Below are 19935 nucleotides of genomic sequence, written 5' to 3' on the forward strand. Positions count from 1 at the left end.
ATCGGCTGCGCCTTGGATACCTGCAGCCGATCATCGAAAATTAACGAAACAATTGCTACGCGCGAACCTGATAATCTGCAACTGAGCAGGTCGCAATTCGTCACGGACAGACACGTTTGGCCATCCGGTGTGGCTTTTAGGCCATTCAAGTTCCCAAAATGGATCAGCTACGGCTTCGCCATCGCGTCCAACGCTTGCGCCAGCCCGCGAAACGAGAACGGCAGTGTGAGGTCACGATTGCTGCCATCCTTGAAGGCAAGACGGCCGCGGCCGGTTTGAGCGCGCCATTTCACAAGAATGTCGTCACGCGTCTCGGTATCGGCGAAACATCCGGACGGCAGGCAACGCCGATATGTGAGGTCCACGGCCTTGTCTTTTTCGTCGACCGACATCTGGACGGGACCTGCGAACGTCACATTGTTCGGTAGCACGACCACGATCCTCATTCCGGCAGATGGATTGCCAGGCGGACGACCGAATGCGATCTCGGCAATCGGTCCCTGCCCCTGGACCTGCAAGGTCTGAGCAACCTCGCAATTCGTCGTGCTGCCGCTATCGATACGGCTGCAACGCATCACCCAATCGCCGAAAGTTGCTGTCGTATTCTGCGGCAGCGAGCTCACAGGTGGAGCTTCGCTCGGAGTTGGCTGCGGTGAAGCGGCCGGAGCCACGGGAGCTGCCGAAGGTTGTGGTGCCGGCGATCGCGGCGTAGCCGGTCGCGTGGGCTGCGGCTGTACGGGAGCTTGAGCGTGAGTTTGCTGAGCGGCACTCAATTGCGCTGCCATCGCCAAGAGCGCGGCGAACAGAATGACGCGCATTGCTGGAAACGAACGCATCGAAGCCCCCCATTAAAAATTATCGACCAATGCAGAAAATTTACATGCGGGCGCCGTGACGTAAACAGAGAAATCGTGGCCAGCGAGTAGCGGAGAGTCGAAACGATCGACAGATCGATCCCGACGTCAATCCTGGTGGGATTTATCCGAGCGTGCTTGCCAGGGCTGCCGATGACTGCTCAGCAATGAAGATCCTTAATCTCCCCACCGCGCACTTGTCCAAGTCGTACGCGACCTCCGCCGACGCGATCGAGCTCGCAAGATAGCCGACAAGGAGTGTTCGCTCGCGCTTGCCTTTAACCGACTTCTCTTTGATATGTCGTGATGTCGCCCTGAACCTTCGCGCACGTGATCGTCCGAGGTGCCCAACTCATAAGGTCTGCTCAAGTTGGCTGTGGTGAGATTTTTCTTGATCTCCCGGTGCACACGTCGTGCACACGCGGTGCCCCAACCGATTGAAAAACCTGAATTCTCGGTCCAATCCATCTTGGGCAAGTTTGTGCGAGCTCAAGCAATCGAAATCTAACGAGCATGTTTCTTGCCGATGAGAGTGCGGCGGTTCGACGGCGCGGGGGAGCAGCGCTGTTCATGACGATCCATTTTGTGTAATCTCTCGCTGCACTCGACCCCTTTGGGAGGATAGCCATGAGGGCCTTCCTGCTCGCCTGCGCAGCCGCCGTCGTTGTGGCGGGAGTCAGCGCCGCGGTCCTTGACCGCGTGCAAGAGCCGGTCGCAGAGGCCTTTGCGACGACGGCCGTCCGGCTTTAGCGATCTCGCCCTCCGTGCGCGGCCTACTCCGCCGCCGTGGCGGCCGGCTTCGAGCGCGCATCATTGGCGGCGGCGCGCGCCTCCTCCTCCTCGAGCCACAGACTGTGGTGCTCTCTCGCCCAATTGACGTCCACGATGCCGCTGCCCATCGCCTCGAAGGCACCTTGCATGCCGATGGTGCCGATGTAGATGTGGGCCAACATCACCGCGACGAACAGCACCGCCACGATCGCGTGGACCACCGCAGCCATTTGCATTCCTTCGATGTCGGCCAGGTAGAACGGGAACATCAGCTGATATCCGGTGATTGCAACGGCCGCGCCGCCGGTGACGACGATCCAGTAGACCGCCTTCTGGCCGGCGTTGAAACGATAGGCCGGCGGATGGTCGTGACCTACGATGCCGCCGCCGCGCTTGATCCACTGCACATCGACCTTGTTCGGGATATTGCCGCCAAGCCACATCAGGAAGATCAACATCACTCCGATGGTGAAGGGGAAGCTCAAATAGTTGTGCGCGTACTTGGCCCATTGCGACCATTCGGAGAATGCTTCGTGGCCGATCAGCGGCAACAGCAGCGGACGGCCGAAGGTGATGTTCAGTCCGGAGATTGCCAGGATGATGAAGCAGGTCGCCGTCATCCAGTGCACGAAGCGCTCGAAGGCGCCAAAGCGCACGATCGTGCGCCCCGACCTCCCGTCCTGGAGCCGAACCATGCCGCGAGTCAGATAGAAGGCGACGAGCGCCACGAGCATGCCAAGGATGGCAATTCCGCCGACCCAGCGCAGGGTGACGTTGCGGAATTCTCGCCACTCGCGCCCCGCCGGCTGCTCCAGCACGCCTGACCGCTGATCCGGAATGCTGACGCGTCCCTGGATCCGGTCGAGCTCCTGCAGAAGCTGTTGCTCCTTCACCGCGCTGGCGCTCGGGTTGACCTGCTGGGCGATGGACGGCACCGACGCAGCGATCATCAATGCAAGCGCCCATGCGCCGAGGGCGAGACGGATGTGTTTTGCAAGAGACGCCATGAGTCCCTCCCGGTAGTTGCGCGAGGCCACCTTCAGGATTCGATCGTCTCGCGATAGGCAGTCTTCCAGCCCCAGGCGCCTGAGCCGTAGCCGCGCTTCATCACACGTTCCTTGTAGATCTGGGCAATGATCTCGCCATCGCCGGCGAGCAACGATTTGGTGGAGCACATCTCGGCGCAGAGCGGCAATTTGCCCTCGGCGAGGCGATTGGCCCCATACTTCTCGTACTCCTCCTTGCTGCCATCGGCCTCGGGGCCGCCGGCGCAGAACGTGCACTTGTCCATCTTGCCGCGGGAGCCGAAATTGCCAATCTTCGGATATTGCGGCGCGCCAAACGGACACGCATAGAAGCAATAGCCGCAGCCGATGCACAGATCCTTGGAATGAAGCACGACGCCGTCGGCGGTCGTGTAGAAGCAGTTGACCGGGCAGACCGCCGCGCAGGGCGCGTCGGTGCAGTGCATGCAGGCCATGGAGATCGATCGCTCACCGGGCTTGCCGTCATTGATGGTGACGACGCGGCGCCGGTTGATGCCCCAGGGCACCTCGTGCTCGTTCTTGCAGGCGGTCACGCAGGCATTGCACTCGATGCAACGATCGGCGTCGCAGAGGAATTTCATCCGAGCCATGTGCGTTGCTCCTCTAGGCTGCGACAATCTGGCAGAGGGTGACCTTGGTCTCCTGCATGTTGGTCGCAGGATCATAGCCGTAGGTCGTGATCGTATTGGCGCTTTCGCCAAGCACAATCGGATCGGTCCCCTTCGGGTAATTGCCGCGAAGGTCCTTGCCCGCGAGCCAGCCGCCGAAATGGAAAGGCATCCAGGCAACGCCCTTCCCGACCCGTTCGGTCACCAGCGCCTTCATTCTGGCACGCGAGTTGTTTTCAGCACCGCTCACCCAGACCCAGCCGCCATCCTTGATGCCGCGATCGGCGGCATCGGCGGGGCTGATCTCGATGAACATGTCCTGCTGGAGTTCGGCGAGCCACGGATTGGTTCGCGTCTCTTCGCCGCCGCCCTCGTATTCAACCAGGCGGCCCGAGGAGAGGATGAGCGGGAATTGCTTGGCAATCCCCTTCTCCACCGCGGCCTTCTGCACGGAGAACCCGATGTTGGGCATGCGGAACTGCTTGGCATCGGGAAGCGTCGGATATTTGGCGACCAGATCGACGCGCGGCGTGTAGATCGGCTCGCGGTGAACCGGAATGGGATCCGGCAGGCCGAACGCGTTCATGCGCGCCTTGCCGTTGCCGTAGGGCACGCAGCCGTGCATCAGCGCGACGCGCTGAATGCCGCCCGATAGGTCGAGCGACCACGACACTGCGTCTGGAGTGGCGGGATTGATCCTGTTGATCGTGGCCATCTCCGCCTCCGTCAGATCCTTGTCCCAGCCGAGCTTCTTCAGGCTCGCCAGCGTGAATTCCGGATAGCCGTCCTTGATTTCCGAATCCTTCGAATAGGACCCGTCGGCGAGCAGGCTGACCTTCCGCGTCGTGCCGTCGGCTAGCTTCTCCTCGCGTTCGATGCCAAAGCGCGGCCGGAACGTGCCGCCACCATCCATCACGCCGAGATTTGTGTTGTAGAGCAGCGGCGTGCCCGGATGCCTGACCTCCGGCGAGCCCCAGCACGGCCACGGCAGGCCGTAATAGTCGCCGCCGACCTCCGGATCGTCCTTCGGAGCCCGCATCGTCAGCATGTCGAACTTCGCCTGGTTCCTCATATGGGCCTTGAGACGCTCGGGCGATTGCCCGCAATAGCCGGTCGACCAGCTGCCGCGATTCATCTCGCGCAGGATGTCCTCCGCCTCGGGCAGATTGTTCTCGACCTTGATGTTCTTGAACATCTTGTCGGCAAAGCCGAACTTCTTTGCCAGCAGATAGGTGATCTCGAGGTCGTCCTTGGACTCGAAGATCGGCTCCACGATCTGCTCACCCCACTGCAGCGAGCGGTTCGAGGCGACACGGGATCCCTTGCACTCGAATTGGGTGGCGACCGGGAGAATGTAGAGACCGTCCTTGCGACCGGCCTCCACCGCGAGCGAGGTCCAGGTGGTCGGATGCGGGTCGGCGATGACAAGCAGGTCGAGCGCCTTCAGACCCTTCAGGGATTCCGGAATGCGGGTGATGCTGTTGGAGGCGTGTCCCTGCACGAACACCGCCCGCACATTGTCTTTCTGGGCGACCTGGTCTTTCGGCAGCGTCACCGCCTCGAACCAGCGAGTCAGCGGGATGCCGGGCGCTTCCATGATCTGCTTGGAGTCGAAGCGCGACTTCAGGAAATCATAGTCGACTTCCCAAACGCGCGACCAGTGCTTCCACGCGCCCTCGGCGAGCCCGTAGTAGAACGGTAGCGTGACGATATCGAGCCCGACGTCGGTTGCTCCCTGAACGTTGTCGTGGCCGCGGAAGATGTTGGCGCCCATGCCCGGTCCGCCGACATTCCCGGTCATCAGGAGCAGGATGCAACTCGCCCGCACATTGGCGGTGCCGACCGTCTTCTGAGTCTGACCCATGGCCCAGATCAGTGTCGACGGCTTTTCCGTTGCGAACATCTTCGCGACACGCTTGAGCTGCTCACCGGGAATGCCGGTAACGCGCTCGACCTCCTCCGGATTCCATTTTTCGACCTCCTTGCGAAGATCGTCGAAACCATAGACGCGCTGCCGGATGAATTCCTTGTCCTCCCAACCGTTCTGCAGGATGTGCCACATCATACCGTAGAGCACCGGAATGTCGGTGCCTGGCCGCATGCGGACATACTCAGTCGCGTGCGCCGCGGTTCGCGTCAGACGCGGGTCGATGACGATGAAGTTGGCCTTCTGAAGTTCCTTGCCCTCCAGCAGGTGCTGCAACGACACCGGATGCGCCTCGGCCGGATTGCCGCCCATGATCATCTGGGTCTTGGCGTTGCGGATGTCGTTGAAGCTGTTGGTCATCGCGCCGTAGCCCCAGGTGTTGGCCACGCCGGTGACGGTCGTCGAATGGCAAATACGCGCTTGATGGTCGGTGTTGTTCGTGCCCCAGAACGCGCCAAGCTTGCGGAATAGGTAGGCACCTTCGTTGGTCATCTTGGCTGACCCGAGCCAATACACGGAATCGGGACCCGACTTCTCGCGAACCTCCAGCAGCTTGTCGCCGATCTCGTTGATCGCGGTCTCCCAGGAGACCCGGGTCCACTGCCCACCCACAAGCTTCATCGGGTAGCGTAGCCGCCGCTCGCTGTGCACGAGCTCGCGCACGGAGGCGCCCTTGGCACAGTGCGATCCGCGATTGATCGGGGAATCCCAGGTCGGCTCCTGGCCAATCCATACGCCGTTCAGCACCTCGGCGGTCACGGTGCACCCAACCGAGCAATGCGTGCAGATGCTCTTGCGCACCGTCGCTCCCGTGGTGAGCGGCCCCGCGGCGGCGGCTTTCGCCTTGCGAATGCTGCCGAGGGGCAGTGTGCTGAGCGCAGCAAGCGCGCCGCCGGCAAGACCGGACCGACGCAGGAACGTGCGGCGGTCGAAGCCGCCGGTCTGCCCGCACAGGAGGGCCGCGACGGACCCACGTCGGTCGGAATCGGAACGCGGTGATCTCCTGATCAGCATGGCCGCCTCCCTCAACGCGGATAGCGATTGACGCGATAATACGCCTTCACGTGGTCGGTTTCCCTGTAGCGGGCCTTGCGCTTCTCAACCTCGGTCTCGCTGTCGGCTTGCGCCGGCGCGATCAAGGGGGCTGCCAGCGTGGCGCCGGCGCCGATCGTGCCGAGCCCGACCTTGCGAAGGAAGTCGCGGCGGCCTGCCGTCATTTTCTTCTCGTCGCTCATTGCACCTCTCCTGGACCGGGCAACTGGTCAATTGGCGAACTTGAAGGCCTCTGTCTCAATCTCCAAAAACACGCATCCCAGCGTCCCGACTGCGCGATAGAACTTGGCGCTCTCGGCCTTCGCCATGTCAGCGAACAAATGTCCGATCCAGCGGGACACATGCTTCTCGAAGAAGACGCGCTGTGCTGCAAGCGACGCCGGGAAACGACCAGCCACAAGGCCCGCCATGATTTCGCATAGCGTCGCCGCATGGTCCTCTGGTTCTGGATTGCTCTCCGCCCGCTCGATGCCAAGCGCGGCCAGATCGTCACGAAGTCGCGACAACGGGCGCTCGTTGAGGAAGCCGGTCAGATAGTAGGACGCGTAGGGCAGCAGCTCGCCGCGCCCAACGCCGACAAACAGCTCAGAATATTCGCGTTCGACCTCGGCCGCGACCGCGATCGAAGCGGCCTCCGCAAGTGCGGCGTGGGCGCGCCCAAGCGGCGTCACATCGCCGTTCAGTTGCGCGATCTGCTCAAGCAAGGCTTGCGACGGCGCCGCCGAGAGCAGGGTCGCAAGCAGTGCGTATTCCTGCACGCGTCCGACTTCGATCGGATCAAGCAGGTCCGATACCGCAAGCTCGCCATAGAGATCGGGACGAAGAATTTTTCGCGAGACGCCTGTCGCGATCTCGACCGCAATCACGCGCCGCGCCGGCACCTGGTTCCAGTTCGACACCGACGGCTGGGCAATACCGATTTTCCGGGCTAGTTGGGCTACACCCCCGGCGGCATCGATGGCACGTTCAAGGCCCGCATGGCGCACACCGCCCTCCCATCCTGGGGGCCAAGCGCTTGATTGCGTTTGTTTAACAAAGACTAGTCGGGTGGTGGAGGGCGGTCAATCGATCGGCATAGCCTATGACTATAGCATTTGGTCGCACCCTATCGAGGCAGCGCGCCGCCATGTGTGCGGCGCCGAACGGCAGACTCTTCGCTCGCGCCCTGGAGTTGCGGTGCAGCAGAGTTTGACGGAGGTCCCGCGCTTGCGGACTTGTCGGACAGCGGGAGATCCGCGCACGCCCTCACCGGATTTGGTGCTTGCGCCAAATCGTCGACGGCAGCAGCAGTCGGTCGCATGGCGTCTTCGACAGTCTCTTCGATCGCGTCGGTCGCGTTCTCGGCCGCCTGCACGAGGTCCCCGACAACGCGGCGGACGAGTTCGTCAACCTGCTCGGACGAATAGTCCAGTGGACCGAAACCGGGCATGGCCGACGGGTCGTTGAAGTCCCAGGCATTTTCCGCCAACCCAATGAAATCGCGAATGGCAGGATCGGCGCTCCAGGCCCGACGAAGCGCCGCACGGCTCAATTCCCGCGGAATGCCCTTGCGAAGGAAAGGCGAGAGGTCGGTCGCGGCATCAATCGATTCGATGGGCGGCAGGCTCGACAAGTCGACCTCGGTGGGACAGGGCTCCGCCGCGTCAGGGGCAGCCATCGCCGAAGCATTCGCCTCGGCGGGTTGTTCGGGTCTTGGTTCAGCGTGGCCGTCCCTCGCCGCCTGCTTGCGTCGCGACCAGCGCGCCAGAAAGTCGCCTTCGCTCATTCGTGCCCACCTTCATGGCGCCGTTGCGCCAGCGCCTCCGGATCGGCGCGGCTCCGCTCGCGCTTGAAGAACTCATTCTCGACGTAGTGCTCGGCGATGAAATCTTCAATCGCCCGGCGCAGCACCTCGGGCATCGGTACCGCTTCGACGAGGTTGACACCGGCCCCCGTGAACGCCTCCCCTTCGGCCGGATCCGCCGTGACCGCGGAAAGGAGGTAGGGCGAGGCTCCCTCGGCAGGGCTCAACACGATCCAGATGCTGGGCGCACCGGAGGTGAGATTGTCGCGGTAGCGCTCGGTTTCCGAGCGGTAGAGGTCGACTGTCGCGCTGCCGGCGTAAAACAGCGTCACTCCCTCCTGCTCGCGGATCACCGTCCACGGCGTCACCTCCGGCTCGTCCGGCAGCACCCCGACGCCGCGCCAGACGACGTCGACCCACGGAGAATCCGCTCTGCGGCGCTCGACCACGACGCCGACGGAGAGACGGACCAGCGGCTCTGCGACAGGGCTCATGTCACGGCCTCCAGATGCTTGGTTGGCAGTCCCGTCAGCAGATTCTGCGGCTTCATCCGGACGACCTGATCGGACGTCATTGCAAGGATCAGATAGGCCGGCGTGCGCCCCGCAATATCAACGATCAGGCCGGGATCCGCAAAGCTCAGCCGAAACAGCGCCAGCACGCGCCCCGCGGTGCGGTCGTCGAGGGATTCGCCCTGCCAAAGCCGGTCACCGATCCGGGTCGCTTCCGAATCCAGGCCCACATACCAGGTGAGTTCTGCGTTGCGCAGTTCGGTCAGCGGCTCGATCGTCACGTCGATCCCGAGCAGATGCGAGATCCAGCGTCGCAACACTTCGGCCAGTGAAGCCTGCCCCCGCCCTCCGCCGGTCAGATCAAGCGCCATATCGAACTGGTCACTGCGTTGCCAATAGCCGTCGGCGTTCTCCTCGCCGAGAACGTCGAGTTGTGTATCGCCCGCTGCACCCAGCATCGACATCAGCGACAGCACCGGCGTCGGGCTGCGCCCGCCAAGGATCTCCTCGTCGCCCAGGAGCAGCAAATGCTCGTGCGGCAGGATCCGTTGCGGCCGAAAGAACAACTCGGCTGCGCGCAGCAAAAAAGGATCTTCGCAGCGATCAAGCACATTGCGCAGGATCACATGCACCAGTTGGTTCATGAACAGCGGCGGCAGATTGGCCGAACCTGAACGAACCGACGCGAGATAGGCCGCCTCCAGCGTCGGATGGCGCAGCAGGAGGTCGCGAAATGCCAGCACGAACCGCCAGTTCTCCCGCGCGTCGGCGTCGTCGATCGCGGCCACCTCCGTGACTCCGACCGGGTGGCGCGGATCGGTCAGCAATTGCCGGTGCAAGCGACGCTCGACCGCGCACGCGTCGTCCGGCGGCATCAGCTCGGGGCGCGCGAAATAGGCCTTCAGGTATTCATCCGTGACAACGAGCCCGCCGCTCGCGTTGCGATCGAGCAGATGGTGGCCGCAGGCGATCCAGAAATCCTTCATCGCCAAATCTTTCATGGCCCTGGCTCCTTGCTCATATCGGCAAGATTGAGATCGCCGCCGGGTTCGGCATCATCCTCCACTTCCATGAACGAGAACGCCTTGCCGTGCCCCTGCCCCTCCCGTAGCCGCAAGCTCCGGAAGGACTCGCGGACCTCGCCATCGCGCACCGAGCGATGGACGGCGATCAGCGTGCTAATCGGATGGGCACAGAGCGATTGCGCAAAGGCAACCTCCTCTTCCGCCGCCACGCGCGCGGTTGCAAGATCCGGCGCACCGAACCGTTCGACCAGCCGCTTCGCCAGGAGCTCCACCAGCGCGCGGCGATCGTCCGCGGTCGCGGGAACGATCTGCGCCAGCGTCGACCAGCCCCAGGATTGCACTCCGAGAAAACCGCCGCGGAACGCGGTACGCTCCTTACCGTCCAGTTGCTCCAAATTGCGATCAAGAAAGCGGAACGCGCCCGACACCGCCCATTCCCCGGGCTCCGCGGACACGTCGAATACCAACGTGTCGGACGGATCGAGCGCAATGGTGCGCAAGAGCTTCACAGGCGCGGCCCTCCAAGCTTCGGATCGAGCCACGAGGACGACAGCAGGGATTTCCTCAAATCGCGCCGCTCGGTCCCATCTCCTCCAACCCGGCGCACCAGAAGATCGCCGTTGTCAGCGATCGCGCGAGAGGTCTGCGGTTGGTCCGTCAGCCGGCTCAGGAATTCGCGTGCAACGGCGTCAAAACCGTCGACTTGCCAGGTTTCGGTCGCGCGCATCAGGTGCCGCGCAAAGCTTTCCGTGATTTGAACCGCGCCGGCTTCGCCAAAGCCCTCCTGATCGAGCGCCGAAGCGAGTGGATGCACGCCCGCTTCCGCCTCGGTTATCGCAACCGTCCGGATCATGGCACCGAACACCAACCAACGCGGCGGCTCATCCTCTTTCGCGGACGATGGCCAGCCAAGCCGGCCGCCACCGACGAGCCCGCCGTCGACACGGACCGCATCCGGCCAGTCGATGGCGACCTGCTTGTTCGGCGGTGCATAGGCGCGCAAGGCGTCGGTCAATGCCACCATGGCGGCATAGAAGGCGCGGCGCGCGGTGCACAAGGGCTCGGCGGGTTCGAGCACGACGGCGAACTCGGCAAGATCGAAGCGCCCCACATAGGTCAGCGTACCTGCCCCACTCTCTTCCGCGATTGCGATGGCATGGGCGAAGGCATCGCGCGTCTCGCGCAGCCTCACCAGCGTGAACGGCGGAGGCAGGTCAATGGGCTCCAGGATCGATGAGCGCGTGCGGACGGTCGGCGACAGACGGACCTCCAGCTTCCATTTCTTCCCATGTGATAATAGTTTATCCGAGCAAAGGGGACGGCGCGAGTCCGCCCCCGCGTTCCCCGACCGCTTTGGGAGGTGAATAGCCGCGTATGCCGGATTCGCCGAAGACGATCCTGATCTGCTCGTGCGAAGACACGATGCGTCTCGACACCGCTGCGATCAAGCGAGGATGTCGCAACAGCGAGATCGCCGAATTCCGACACCTGTGCCGAGCCGAGCTGGATCGGTTTCGCGATGCAGCGAAGGTTGCGGGGCCAATGATCGTCGGTTGCACCCAGGAGGCGCCGCTGTTTGCCGATGCGATGGAGGGCCGCTCGGAAAGAACAGAGTTCGTCAACATCCGGGAGACCGCAGGGTGGTCCCTGGAAGGGCGACAGGCGGGACCGAAAATGGCAGGGCTGCTCGCTGCAGCATCCGAGCCCATGCCAGCCTACCCGTTTGTCACCTTGTCGAGCGAGGGCGTGATCCTGATCTATGGCCGCGACGACGTCGCGGTTGAAGCGGGCCAGCTGCTGGCAGATCACCTCGACGTGACGGTCATGATCACGCGGCCAGCGCAGATTGCACCACCGGCGACGACATCGTTCCCGATCGTCAAGGGAACGATCCGCAATGCCAAGGGACATCTGGGCGCCTTCGAGCTTGTGATCGACGACTATGCCGCGGCTCGCCCCTCCTCGCGCGAGGCGCTGCTGTTCGAGGCTCCGCGCAACGGCCTGACGTCGCGCTGCGACCTCATCCTTGATCTTTCCGGCGGGACGCCACTTTTTCCCGCGCATGATTTGCGCGAAGGCTATATCCGCGTCGACCCGGGAGACCCGCCCGCAATGCTGCGCGCGGTCCTCAAGGCACGCGATCTCGTCGGCAGTTTCGACAAGCCGAAATACGTCAACTTTACCGCAGACCTCTGCGTGCATTCGCGGTCGAAGCTAACGGGGTGCCATCGCTGCCTCGATCTTTGCCCGACCGGTGCGATCACGCCGGATGGCGATCACGTCAAGATCAATGCGGAGGTCTGCGCCGGATGCGGCCAATGCGCCGCAGCCTGTCCGACCGGCGCGGCAACCTATGCCCTGCCGCCAGCCGACGCGGTGTTGCACAAATTGCGCGCGATGCTTTTGTCCTATCACGCAGCCGGTGGCACCAATGCCGTCGTGCTGTTCCACGACAGCCAGCACGGCACGGCGCTGATCGATGCGCTCGCCCGCCATGGCGACGGGCTGCCGGCCAGCGTGCTGCCGCTCGCGGTGAACGAGGTGACGCAGGTTGGACTGGAGGCCGCCGTCGCTTCCTTCGCCTACGGTGCGGCTGGGATACGCTTTCTCCTGCGCGCAAAGCCGCGGCATGACGTCGCCGGCCTCTTCAAGACGATCGCGATGGCTCATGCGATTATCTCCGGGCTTGGGTTCGAAGGACGCAGGGTCGAAGCCATCGAAACCGATGATCCGGACGCACTCGGCAAGACGCTCTGGTCAATCGAGCCGGCGCCGACCGTCGAGCACCCAGCGACCTTCCGGTCCGTCGGCAAACGGCGCGAATTGCTTCGCCTCGCGCTTCACGAGCTTCACAGCCGCGCTCCTTCGCCGGTCGACGTCATCGCGCTGCCTGAAGGCGCACCACTTGGCGCGATCCGCGTCAATGTGGAGGGATGCACCTTATGTCTGTCTTGCGTGTCGGTCTGCCCGACCGGTGCGCTGCGCGACGATCCCGAACGTCCTGTGCTCAAATTCGTCGAAGATGCCTGCGTGCAATGCGGATTGTGCCAGAGCACGTGCCCGGAAAAGGTGATCACACTCAAACCGCAGATCGACTTCCGGGCCGCCAGGGCCCCGGCAACGATCATCAAGCAGGAAGAGCCGGCGCTTTGCATCCGCTGCAACAAACCATTTGGCGTGAAGAGCACGATTGAGAAGATCGCGGCGAAACTCGAGGGCCGGCACTGGATGTATCCCGCCGGCGACAAGCGGCTCGATACGGTAAGAATGTGCGCGGATTGCCGCGTGATGACCATGAGCGAGCAACAGTTCGACCCGTTTGCCGGCGTGCCACAACGCGCGGCGCCTCGCACGACCGATGATTATCCACGCGAACGGGAAACCAAGAATTAGAACCAATTGGGAGCAGCACTTGGGAAGGCGCACCATGTCTCATCTCACCAAAGCTCATTTTGCATTCATTGCCGTTGGAGTTGCCCTTGGCGCAGCGATGATCGCGGCACCCGCCGAAGCCGCGCGCCTGTCGAAAGCCGACAAGGTCGCCTTGAAACAGGCGATCGTTGCCTGCAAGGCGGAAGCGAAGGGCAGGAAGGCCAAATGGCTCGCGCGCCGGAAATACGTGAACAATTGCGTCACCGAGGCCCTGAAAGAGCACCCAAACGTCGACGTCGTCAGACTGATCAAGGAGTATCCGAACATAACGGCCCTCCCGGTAGAGAAATGGCCCGGCTTCTAGCAATGCAACGCTGCGTAACGGGCCGCTACCGTCGCGCCAACGTCGCATGCCCCAGGAAATCCGTGAGCGCCTTGCGGTCCTCGACCGAGCCGATCCGCTGCTCCGGCATTTTTGTGCCCGGCGTAAAGGTATTCGGGCCGAGCTCGAAAAGTCTTGCCACCGTTTCGGGGGTCCAGACGATATCGAGCTTCGTCAGCGCGTCGGAGAAGCGATATCCCGGCAACGACGCAATCCTGCGACCGTACAGGCCATCGAGCGTAGGGCCGGCGCGCTGCGGCTCCTCCGCCGACAGCGTGTGGCACGCAACACACGCCCTGAACACCTCGGCGCCACGATCTCCCACATGGGCTGCCAGCGGATCGCCTTGCGCGGCCTGCAGCGACGAGCCGACAGGATCGCCCGTCCGTGCGTTCCAGCGCCGGATCCTGCCGTCCGCGCCGCCCGTCAGCAACGTTGCATTGTCGGGCAGGAACGCAGCCGACCAGACTGGCGCGCCCTGAGCGACCAGCGATCGCACGGTGCTCCGCGCCTTTCGGTCGATGACGGAGACGCCTCCGCCAATTCCGGCTGTCGCGATCAAGGCGCCGTCCGTCGACATCGCCAATGCGACGATCGGGTTCGAGTCGGCCAGTATCTCACCGGTCTCGTGACCGCTCGACGTCAGAAACCGTACCTTTCCGTCGCCTCCACCCGTAATGATCTCGCCGTCGGGCGCCACTGCCACGGCATTGAGAGGTGACGGAAGCAGGACGACATCCGGCGTTCCCGCCACCATCGGCCAAATCCTCAACTCGCTATCGTAACCGACGCTGACCAGCGATTGTCCGTCCGCAGAGAAGGCAACTCCGTTGACGTTCTGCGTGTGCCCTTTCAGCATCTGCGACGCGCCGTCGGCGAGTGACCAGACACCCACCATATGATCCCACGACGCCGTGGCGAGTCTGGTTCCGTCCGGCGAGACGACGAGCGAAACGATTGGCGCGCGATGGCCCTCGAAAACCTGATCCGGCTGCTCCCGGCCGGGTGTCCAGATCGCGATCCGCGCGTCGGCCCCGGCTGTCGCCATTCGGCCATCCCTCAGGAAGACGACCGCATTCACCGCATCAGAATGAAATCGAAGGACTTGCTCCGCGGATTCGGTCCTGAGTGACCATCGAATTGCCGACGTATCAAAGCTGCCTGACAGAGCACTGTCACCGTCACGCGAGATCGCGATCGCGCGCACGGGGCCGCCATGACCCGCGAGTTGTCCTCGCGCCGGCGTTGAATCAAATGCCCACAGGGCGGCAACGACATACAAATTTGAGAGCCAGTTCATCGGCAGCTCGCGGGTCGGCTCCGGCACGTCGCCGTTGCCTTGCGGGATAGTTTGCGCGGGCTTGGCCGGGGTCAACGACTGGAGCCGTTGTTGGGTTTCCATGTTGCGCCGCGGGAGAGAAGGCACCCCCGCTACTCAATGCCGCAAGGGCGTCTTGTCGGCTTGAATCGAGCGTCACCGGCTCCTATCCTGAACCTGAAGCGTCAGGGATGACGGCATGCAAATACGATCTAAACCGTATCTGCATTTCATTTCGCTGTGGCGATCGCTCCGCAATTCGATTCCGCCGCGCCACGGCGATGCGCCTCGTCAAGCGTCACCATCGCTCGTTTACGTCGCGGTCGTGATGACGTTTCTCTTGGCTATCCTGGAGGTAGATCTTCATCGAGGCGAATTGGAATCGCTTGGTCTCCTCGCAAACCGCGACCCACCTCCGGCCGCCTTCTTGGGCCCCTAGGCGTTCGTCGCCCGCTCAGGCTTCATTCGCTCCTTGAGCGTGATCCGACTGCGGTCTGCTTCGCCTGTCAAGCGGCCGTTTAGCGCGTCGTCTCTCTTGGGAAGACCAGAGACCGGTCGTCAAAGTCCTCGGCTGGCAACTTGGCTCCACCGCGGGCGCCTTGCAGTTCTTGCAGTATCGAACTGCTTGCGGTCCCGGCCTGCCCGACCGTCGGGACCGAGTGTGAGCGCGGGATGCCGAGCACCACGATAACAAACGCGAAAACCATGACGGCCGCTACCACCAGACCTTTCATGCGAAATCTCCGTTCGGTTGGAGCTGTCCCGAAGAAGTTTGCAGTGATCTGATTAGTGCTGACCGCAGCATCACGATGTGAACCGCCTCACATGCCCTGGAAATTTTCTACTGGGGCGCCTTTCGGGTTCCGCCCGATTAAAGTCGACGGCACAATGGCGCCCTCCGCGAGGATGCGGCCGACAAGACGGATGCTAAAATTGCCGGCGCGTTATCCGCAATTGAACTTCAATCCACGAGATGGTGTTGCTCTGTTGACGTTCGATCGAACCGCGGCAGCCTCAAAATCGACGCTCACAAGAGTTTTCGCAAGTTGCTTGCGCGCGTAAAGTACCCCGGCTCGTGGGTTGGTGAACAAAATCGCGGAAATGGTAGAGCGTGGGCAGCCCATCTGGCACCGCGGAGGCAGGTCGGTTCGCAAACGCCGACGAACGACGCCGGCTTCTCGGTCGCAGGCAGCTGCCCCGCTTTCATTACTACGATCGCGTCGCGCCGACGCCCGCGTCGAACGGCTGTTCAGGCCGTCAATGGATTTTTCTTGGTCTCGCCACGTGTTCGCTCACGATGGACTGAGGCATCTGGACGTCATCCCTCAGAGCCCCGCCCATTTCTCGGGCGCAGATACGGCCAGTGCGGTGCCGTCGTCTCACCGATCAGGGAATTGCGGGCGAGCGCGTGAAACCGCGGCTTCGATCTGCTCGTTGAGTGATTCGTTTTTGACCGCATCACGTCCAAGTTCGAGATAGGCCGGTCCTTCCAGTTTCGCCCGCTCGGCGGCAAGCCGGACTGCCAGGTTCGTCCAGCGTGGTCCGGCAGTCGTCTGCCCTACCTGCCGCGTACCTTTTACCATACCCGAGGCGCGCCAAATACGCCACTCACTCTGCCGCGAAACCAGCAGGCGCTGGCCTGGTCGATTGTGACGCACGTCACAGCGACCGTCGCTTGGAGTTCGTATCCTTCCCACACCGGTCGCAATGGAGCCGCCGGCAACAGAGGGAAGGCAGATGAAGATGACGAGCATTCGTGAACTGTCGGCCGACGAACTGGGAGTCGTTTCGGGCGGCAAGCCGACCAGCCCGGTCAGTGTTCCTGCAAATGCGTTCGACAAGCTGCTGGCGGCGATCGACAAGAATCTTGCGATGGTAAAGCAGCTACAGCCCGGCGGTTACCTTCCGCCCGGCTAAGGTAACGAGCCACATTGTGGCCCCCGTGCCCATGGTTGCAGTGGTTACGTTACGGTTCGGTTCTCTAGAGAGCCGATACCGACGTAACCACCCGTGCCCTCCTCCGCGGCTTGTGCCGTAGTGTTGGAGTATTGCGGCGTGTCGGCGGACGATCTTCGGAAAGCCATCGAGAAGATCGGCGACTCCGCTACGGTCCAAAAGGAATTGGACTTACTCGACAAATTTCACGAATGACCAAACCTAACTGTCCAATCTGCTTCGGCCCGGGAATGATACTGCTCGGCGTCGGAACGTTCTTTGCACAAGTTGTGACGATCGGAATCGTCGGTCGGGCCGCCGCCGAGAACCCAAGGATCGCAAGTGACAATTATCTGGCCTGTTCTTTTTGTTGGGGGCTTATCGGTACGGCAGTTCCCGGTCAACTGTTCGATTCCTTCGGGGCATGCGTCGGCGGTATAGTATGTTCTATGGCCGTGGCCGCACTGCTCACTGCAATCCTGACTGCGTAATGGGCGACCTTCGCCAATCAGACCCTGGCCTTGTGCCAAGATCCGCCGTTTCTACATGTCCGGGTCTTCGCACATCGAAGCGTGCGCTTCACGGACATTTGCAAGCTCCTGCAAGCGCTTGGAAGCAACAATGTCAGGACTCTCGGGCCTGATCTTTCGAACGACTCTCAAGACAAGAAGCTATCGCTCCGCCTGCTGCACCAACAGCTCGGCAATCCGATCATCGGCGCGGCGGAGCCTCCGGCAAAGTTCGCGGCCGATATTCTGCATCACTAGGACATACGCGCGGATGTCTGCCTTGCCGTACATGTAAAGGTTTCGAGCCGTGAGCTCATACAGGACAGTTGGGCTTTGCGCGACGACGGAGGCCGATCGATTCTGCATTTCGATGAGCGTCATCTCGCCAAAGAAATCGCCGGGCTCAAGACCTGCCATCCGAATTGAGCGCCCCGCACGCCCAAGCTTGCTTACCATGAGCTCGCCGGAGTGAATAACAAACATTGAACGCCCCGGCTCTCCTTCGGCCACGATCATCGCGCCGACGTCGAAACGGCGCTCGACAAGCATTGAGATCAACAGATCGAGGCTCGGATCTGACAGCCCTCCGAAAAAAGGCGTGGCAAGCAGGAAAGCTTTCAATTCGGGAGAGTTGACAGCCATCGCGCTACTATACTGCTACTCCCGGTAGCAGCAAGCCCAGCGGCTCGAGTGAGCACGGCGTCCGCGGGTTCAGACGAAGCGAAAACTTAGCCAGCGCGATCGCGCGGGCCCGCTTCGCTGTCCCGGTTCATGCCCGACTACAGAGCCGGCCTCGTTGGGGACGCCGGCTCTGATATGCACCTGCTCGTTGATTACACTGGAAACGGTCCGAACGGACCACTCGTAGGAAAGGTCGGTCCAGTGCCGGTCGGCAGCCGCGGACCACGCCCGAGCGTCGGAGAAACATAGATCACGCCTCCATGACCGTCCGAAACCGGAATTCCAAAGCAACCGCCGGTCACGGTTTCAAATTCCTCATCGGACAACGGACGGACCGTCTGATGCTCATTCTGGTATGCACTCATCATCGTCATCTCCATCTGTCTACGGTGAACGGATGATCCTTGCCATCCAGGTGCAGCTTGCCGCATCGACGACCAGCTCGCTGTGACCTTGATCACGCAGCCTGCACGGGCGATGCTGACCCGCACTTTCAGCGGTATCGTCGATGCTGTTGCCGATTGAGGTGCAGCGGTGAACGATCGACTTGCCGCACAACCACTGAAAAAAAATGCGAGGTCCTCGTTTCTGGACCTCGCATCGATTGATCCCTTTCCGCTAGCCCAAGGCACGAGCCAGGCTTGAGCTAGCTCCGAATGGGTCCTCCCGACGAGGTGGGAATGTGAAGTTGGCCCAAAAGCCAATTTATGAAATCGGAAACAGCCGAGCCGCCGGTTCCGCCATTATTGCGGCTTCCACCGCACGCGGAATCGAGCTCGTCTCCAGTCAACTCACGAATTTTCTGCATGGTACGCTCCTCTCATCTGTTGGGCTTCTGCCTGCTGAGCTCCTGCCCGCCGCCAAAGCGAAACCCGTGATGCGGGCGCGCCCGGGTCTCGCTTTGGTCGGACGGGGTGCTCAGAAGATCTGGCTGATGCAGTACCCGATCCCAGCGAGAAGCCCGCCGCCAATGGCACCGGGTACGGCGCCGATGCCGCCAACCGCCGCACCGCCCATGCCGCCCGTCACTGTTCCGCCCCCCAGCGCCTTGGCGAAATCTCCCCAGCTCCACTTGCCGCCGGCCACCGCGTCGAGTTCGTCGATGGAGAGCTCGCGGGTGGCTGAATTGTCGTTCACGTTACGCGTCATTTCAGTCCTCCTTGCTGTGTTCATGGTGCGGGACCATCCCGTAACCAGTGTGCAGCATGTCTCTGCTGCCCGGAGGCTTCCGTGAGAATTGTCACTCCAGCTGAACCCCGCTGCAGTCAAGCCGGCTGTTCTGAGCCGCGCGGGCTCCAGGGGTGAAGCCAACGTCGCGCGTCAAAACCCGGCTCGTGATCGCGCACAATCGCGCCTCGTGATGCAGATCACGCCCGATCTGAATGGCAGATCTATTGTGCTGCGCGGAGTTCGCGAAGGGACGGTCCGTCCCGGACATCTGGCGGAAAGCACGAAGGAGCGTCCACAATGTGGGACCAGGGATCCGCCGACAGATCCCGCATTCAGCGTCAGCAAATGCGTGGCGCGTTACAGGCGATCGCGAATGGAGTTCAGGATGCCAGTCGTTGTATCGATGACCCTCAACGCCTCCTGTGCCTTTCCGAACCCCACCGGATTTTTGTTGCATTGCTCGGACAACTGCACCAGCCGCTTTCTCTCGCCCGTCAGAATGACGTTGGTTTTATCGACCGCAAACTTGACGACACCTCGCAACGGACTGTCGTCACCGACGTCGGTCAAGTCCTTCTCCATCGTGATCAGATATTCGTAACTGGCGAGTTCGTCGGAAATCTGCAGAAGCTCGCGGATCGTGGAGTTGACACAGACGATGTCCCCGTTCGGTACGTCCGAGCGCTTGACGGTCTCGACGAGATCACTCATCAGATTCGCAAACAACGGCTTCAAGCTTTCCGCCTGCTTGCGATCGCTCTCGGAAAGGACCCCGGCCTGTGAGACAGGGGACCATAGCAAACCCAGCGCTACACTCGTCACGAGCACGGCCTGCTGCGCGTGCGCTGCAAACAACCGCCTTGCCCTGCCGCTCAGCGTGCGCATTCGAGCCTCGGCACCGATTTCGCGCCGGTCGTTGTTGTGACCACGTCTGATCTATGCGAAGATGTCGACATATTCATTCAATCAATTCAGTCCTTTGCGTGCTG

General features: G+C 62.1%; 20 protein-coding genes. 3 read left to right on the top strand and 17 right to left on the bottom strand.

Translation table 11 applies throughout. From position 1 onward, the window contains the following. Window positions 1-167: 167 nt before the first annotated feature. The 11 genes from AAFG07_RS26015 to AAFG07_RS26065 form a co-directional block, all read right to left on the bottom strand. The gene (locus AAFG07_RS26015; RefSeq protein ID WP_342722683.1) at window positions 168-836 is read right to left on the bottom strand and encodes an invasion associated locus B family protein; all 669 of its coding nucleotides are present in this window, start codon (window positions 834-836) and stop codon (window positions 168-170) included. Between the two features lie 791 nt (window positions 837-1627). Continuing rightward, on the bottom strand, window positions 1628-2632 hold the full coding sequence (locus AAFG07_RS26020) for a formate dehydrogenase subunit gamma (RefSeq protein ID WP_342722684.1): 1005 nt from the start codon (window positions 2630-2632) through the stop codon (window positions 1628-1630). Window positions 2633-2664: 32 nt separating this feature from the next. Next, entirely contained in the window at window positions 2665-3261 is a 597-nt protein-coding gene (fdh3B, locus tag AAFG07_RS26025) for a formate dehydrogenase FDH3 subunit beta (RefSeq protein WP_166204147.1), read from the bottom strand. A gap of 13 nt (window positions 3262-3274) precedes the next feature. After that, window positions 3275-6220 carry a formate dehydrogenase subunit alpha gene (locus tag AAFG07_RS26030; protein WP_342722685.1) on the bottom strand — a complete coding sequence of 982 codons (2946 nt, stop codon included), beginning with the start codon at window positions 6218-6220 and terminating at the stop codon, window positions 3275-3277. A gap of 11 nt (window positions 6221-6231) precedes the next feature. Then, window positions 6232-6441 (bottom strand): twin-arginine translocation signal domain-containing protein, encoded by a 210-nt coding sequence (locus AAFG07_RS26035; protein WP_342722686.1) that lies wholly within the window; start codon window positions 6439-6441, stop codon window positions 6232-6234. Between the two features lie 27 nt (window positions 6442-6468). Continuing rightward, complete coding sequence (locus AAFG07_RS26040; protein ID WP_342722687.1) at window positions 6469-7245, bottom strand: Cro/CI family transcriptional regulator; 777 nt, start codon at window positions 7243-7245, stop codon at window positions 6469-6471. Between the two features lie 119 nt (window positions 7246-7364). Next, entirely contained in the window at window positions 7365-8024 is a 660-nt protein-coding gene (locus tag AAFG07_RS26045) for a DUF3306 domain-containing protein (RefSeq protein WP_342722688.1), read from the bottom strand. Beyond that, complete coding sequence (locus AAFG07_RS26050; RefSeq protein ID WP_342722689.1) at window positions 8021-8536, bottom strand: DUF3305 domain-containing protein; 516 nt, start codon at window positions 8534-8536, stop codon at window positions 8021-8023. The genes AAFG07_RS26045 and AAFG07_RS26050 overlap by 4 nt, the downstream gene beginning before the upstream one ends. Then, entirely contained in the window at window positions 8533-9540 is a 1008-nt protein-coding gene (locus AAFG07_RS26055) for a DUF6352 family protein (protein ID WP_342729244.1), read from the bottom strand. The genes AAFG07_RS26050 and AAFG07_RS26055 overlap by 4 nt, the downstream gene beginning before the upstream one ends. 11 nt (window positions 9541-9551) lie before the next feature. Further along, the gene (locus tag AAFG07_RS26060) at window positions 9552-10088 is read right to left on the bottom strand and encodes a DUF6505 family protein (protein WP_342722690.1); all 537 of its coding nucleotides are present in this window, start codon (window positions 10086-10088) and stop codon (window positions 9552-9554) included. Continuing rightward, window positions 10085-10771, bottom strand: coding sequence for a biotin/lipoate--protein ligase family protein (locus AAFG07_RS26065; protein ID WP_342722691.1), 687 nt, complete (start codon window positions 10769-10771; stop codon window positions 10085-10087). The genes AAFG07_RS26060 and AAFG07_RS26065 overlap by 4 nt, the downstream gene beginning before the upstream one ends. Before the next feature lie 230 nt (window positions 10772-11001). Between AAFG07_RS26065 and AAFG07_RS26070 the strand changes: the two genes are divergently transcribed. Then, window positions 11002-12972: a 4Fe-4S binding protein gene (locus tag AAFG07_RS26070; RefSeq protein WP_342729245.1), complete on the top strand. Its 1971-nt coding sequence runs from the start codon at window positions 11002-11004 to the stop codon at window positions 12970-12972. A gap of 34 nt (window positions 12973-13006) precedes the next feature. Continuing rightward, window positions 13007-13315 (top strand): hypothetical protein, encoded by a 309-nt coding sequence (locus tag AAFG07_RS26075; RefSeq protein WP_342722692.1) that lies wholly within the window; start codon window positions 13007-13009, stop codon window positions 13313-13315. A 25-nt stretch (window positions 13316-13340) separates the two neighbouring features. Here AAFG07_RS26075 and AAFG07_RS26080 read toward each other — a convergent pair whose 3' ends face one another. The 3 genes from AAFG07_RS26080 to AAFG07_RS26090 form a co-directional block, all read right to left on the bottom strand. Beyond that, window positions 13341-14633: a c-type cytochrome gene (locus AAFG07_RS26080; RefSeq protein WP_342729246.1), complete on the bottom strand. Its 1293-nt coding sequence runs from the start codon at window positions 14631-14633 to the stop codon at window positions 13341-13343. 536 nt (window positions 14634-15169) lie between these two features. After that, window positions 15170-15385, bottom strand: coding sequence for a hypothetical protein (locus AAFG07_RS26085; RefSeq protein WP_342722693.1), 216 nt, complete (start codon window positions 15383-15385; stop codon window positions 15170-15172). Between the two features lie 645 nt (window positions 15386-16030). After that, window positions 16031-16405 carry a hypothetical protein gene (locus tag AAFG07_RS26090; RefSeq protein WP_342722694.1) on the bottom strand — a complete coding sequence of 125 codons (375 nt, stop codon included), beginning with the start codon at window positions 16403-16405 and terminating at the stop codon, window positions 16031-16033. Here AAFG07_RS26090 and AAFG07_RS26095 point away from each other — a divergent pair. Beyond that, window positions 16389-16568, top strand: coding sequence for a hypothetical protein (locus tag AAFG07_RS26095; RefSeq protein WP_342722695.1), 180 nt, complete (start codon window positions 16389-16391; stop codon window positions 16566-16568). The genes AAFG07_RS26090 and AAFG07_RS26095 overlap by 17 nt on opposite strands. Before the next feature lie 689 nt (window positions 16569-17257). On the opposite strand, the gene AAFG07_RS26100 is transcribed toward AAFG07_RS26095, so the two are convergent. From AAFG07_RS26100 to AAFG07_RS26110, 3 genes are all read right to left on the bottom strand, one after another. Next, entirely contained in the window at window positions 17258-17737 is a 480-nt protein-coding gene (locus AAFG07_RS26100; protein ID WP_342722696.1) for a Crp/Fnr family transcriptional regulator, read from the bottom strand. 957 nt (window positions 17738-18694) lie between these two features. After that, window positions 18695-18925, bottom strand: coding sequence for a hypothetical protein (locus tag AAFG07_RS26105; protein ID WP_342722697.1), 231 nt, complete (start codon window positions 18923-18925; stop codon window positions 18695-18697). A gap of 378 nt (window positions 18926-19303) precedes the next feature. Continuing rightward, entirely contained in the window at window positions 19304-19831 is a 528-nt protein-coding gene (locus tag AAFG07_RS26110; protein ID WP_342722698.1) for a hypothetical protein, read from the bottom strand. Window positions 19832-19935: the final 104 nt, after the last annotated feature.

The organism is Bradyrhizobium sp. B097, from assembly GCF_038957035.1.
In the GTDB taxonomy this organism is placed as follows: Bacteria; Pseudomonadota; Alphaproteobacteria; order Rhizobiales; family Xanthobacteraceae; genus Bradyrhizobium.

Coding starts and splice junctions, on each gene's coding strand:
- AAFG07_RS26015 (WP_342722683.1), bottom strand. CDS start 836: ATGCGTTCGTTTCCAGCAATGCGCGTCATTCTGTTCGCCGCGCTCTTG.
- AAFG07_RS26020 (WP_342722684.1), bottom strand. CDS start 2,632: ATGGCGTCTCTTGCAAAACACATCCGTCTCGCCCTCGGCGCATGGGCG.
- fdh3B (WP_166204147.1), bottom strand. CDS start 3,261: ATGGCTCGGATGAAATTCCTCTGCGACGCCGATCGTTGCATCGAGTGC.
- AAFG07_RS26030 (WP_342722685.1), bottom strand. CDS start 6,220: ATGCTGATCAGGAGATCACCGCGTTCCGATTCCGACCGACGTGGGTCC.
- AAFG07_RS26035 (WP_342722686.1), bottom strand. CDS start 6,441: ATGAGCGACGAGAAGAAAATGACGGCAGGCCGCCGCGACTTCCTTCGC.
- AAFG07_RS26045 (WP_342722688.1), bottom strand. CDS start 8,024: ATGAGCGAAGGCGACTTTCTGGCGCGCTGGTCGCGACGCAAGCAGGCG.
- AAFG07_RS26050 (WP_342722689.1), bottom strand. CDS start 8,536: ATGAGCCCTGTCGCAGAGCCGCTGGTCCGTCTCTCCGTCGGCGTCGTG.
- AAFG07_RS26055 (WP_342729244.1), bottom strand. CDS start 9,540: ATGAAGGATTTCTGGATCGCCTGCGGCCACCATCTGCTCGATCGCAAC.
- AAFG07_RS26070 (WP_342729245.1), top strand. CDS start 11,002: ATGCGTCTCGACACCGCTGCGATCAAGCGAGGATGTCGCAACAGCGAG.
- AAFG07_RS26075 (WP_342722692.1), top strand. CDS start 13,007: ATGTCTCATCTCACCAAAGCTCATTTTGCATTCATTGCCGTTGGAGTT.
- AAFG07_RS26080 (WP_342729246.1), bottom strand. CDS start 14,633: ATGAACTGGCTCTCAAATTTGTATGTCGTTGCCGCCCTGTGGGCATTT.
- AAFG07_RS26085 (WP_342722693.1), bottom strand. CDS start 15,385: ATGAAAGGTCTGGTGGTAGCGGCCGTCATGGTTTTCGCGTTTGTTATC.
- AAFG07_RS26095 (WP_342722695.1), top strand. CDS start 16,389: ATGAAGATGACGAGCATTCGTGAACTGTCGGCCGACGAACTGGGAGTC.
- AAFG07_RS26090 (WP_342722694.1), bottom strand. CDS start 16,405: ATGCTCGTCATCTTCATCTGCCTTCCCTCTGTTGCCGGCGGCTCCATT.
- AAFG07_RS26100 (WP_342722696.1), bottom strand. CDS start 17,737: ATGGCTGTCAACTCTCCCGAATTGAAAGCTTTCCTGCTTGCCACGCCT.
- AAFG07_RS26105 (WP_342722697.1), bottom strand. CDS start 18,925: ATGACGCGTAACGTGAACGACAATTCAGCCACCCGCGAGCTCTCCATC.
- AAFG07_RS26110 (WP_342722698.1), bottom strand. CDS start 19,831: ATGCGCACGCTGAGCGGCAGGGCAAGGCGGTTGTTTGCAGCGCACGCG.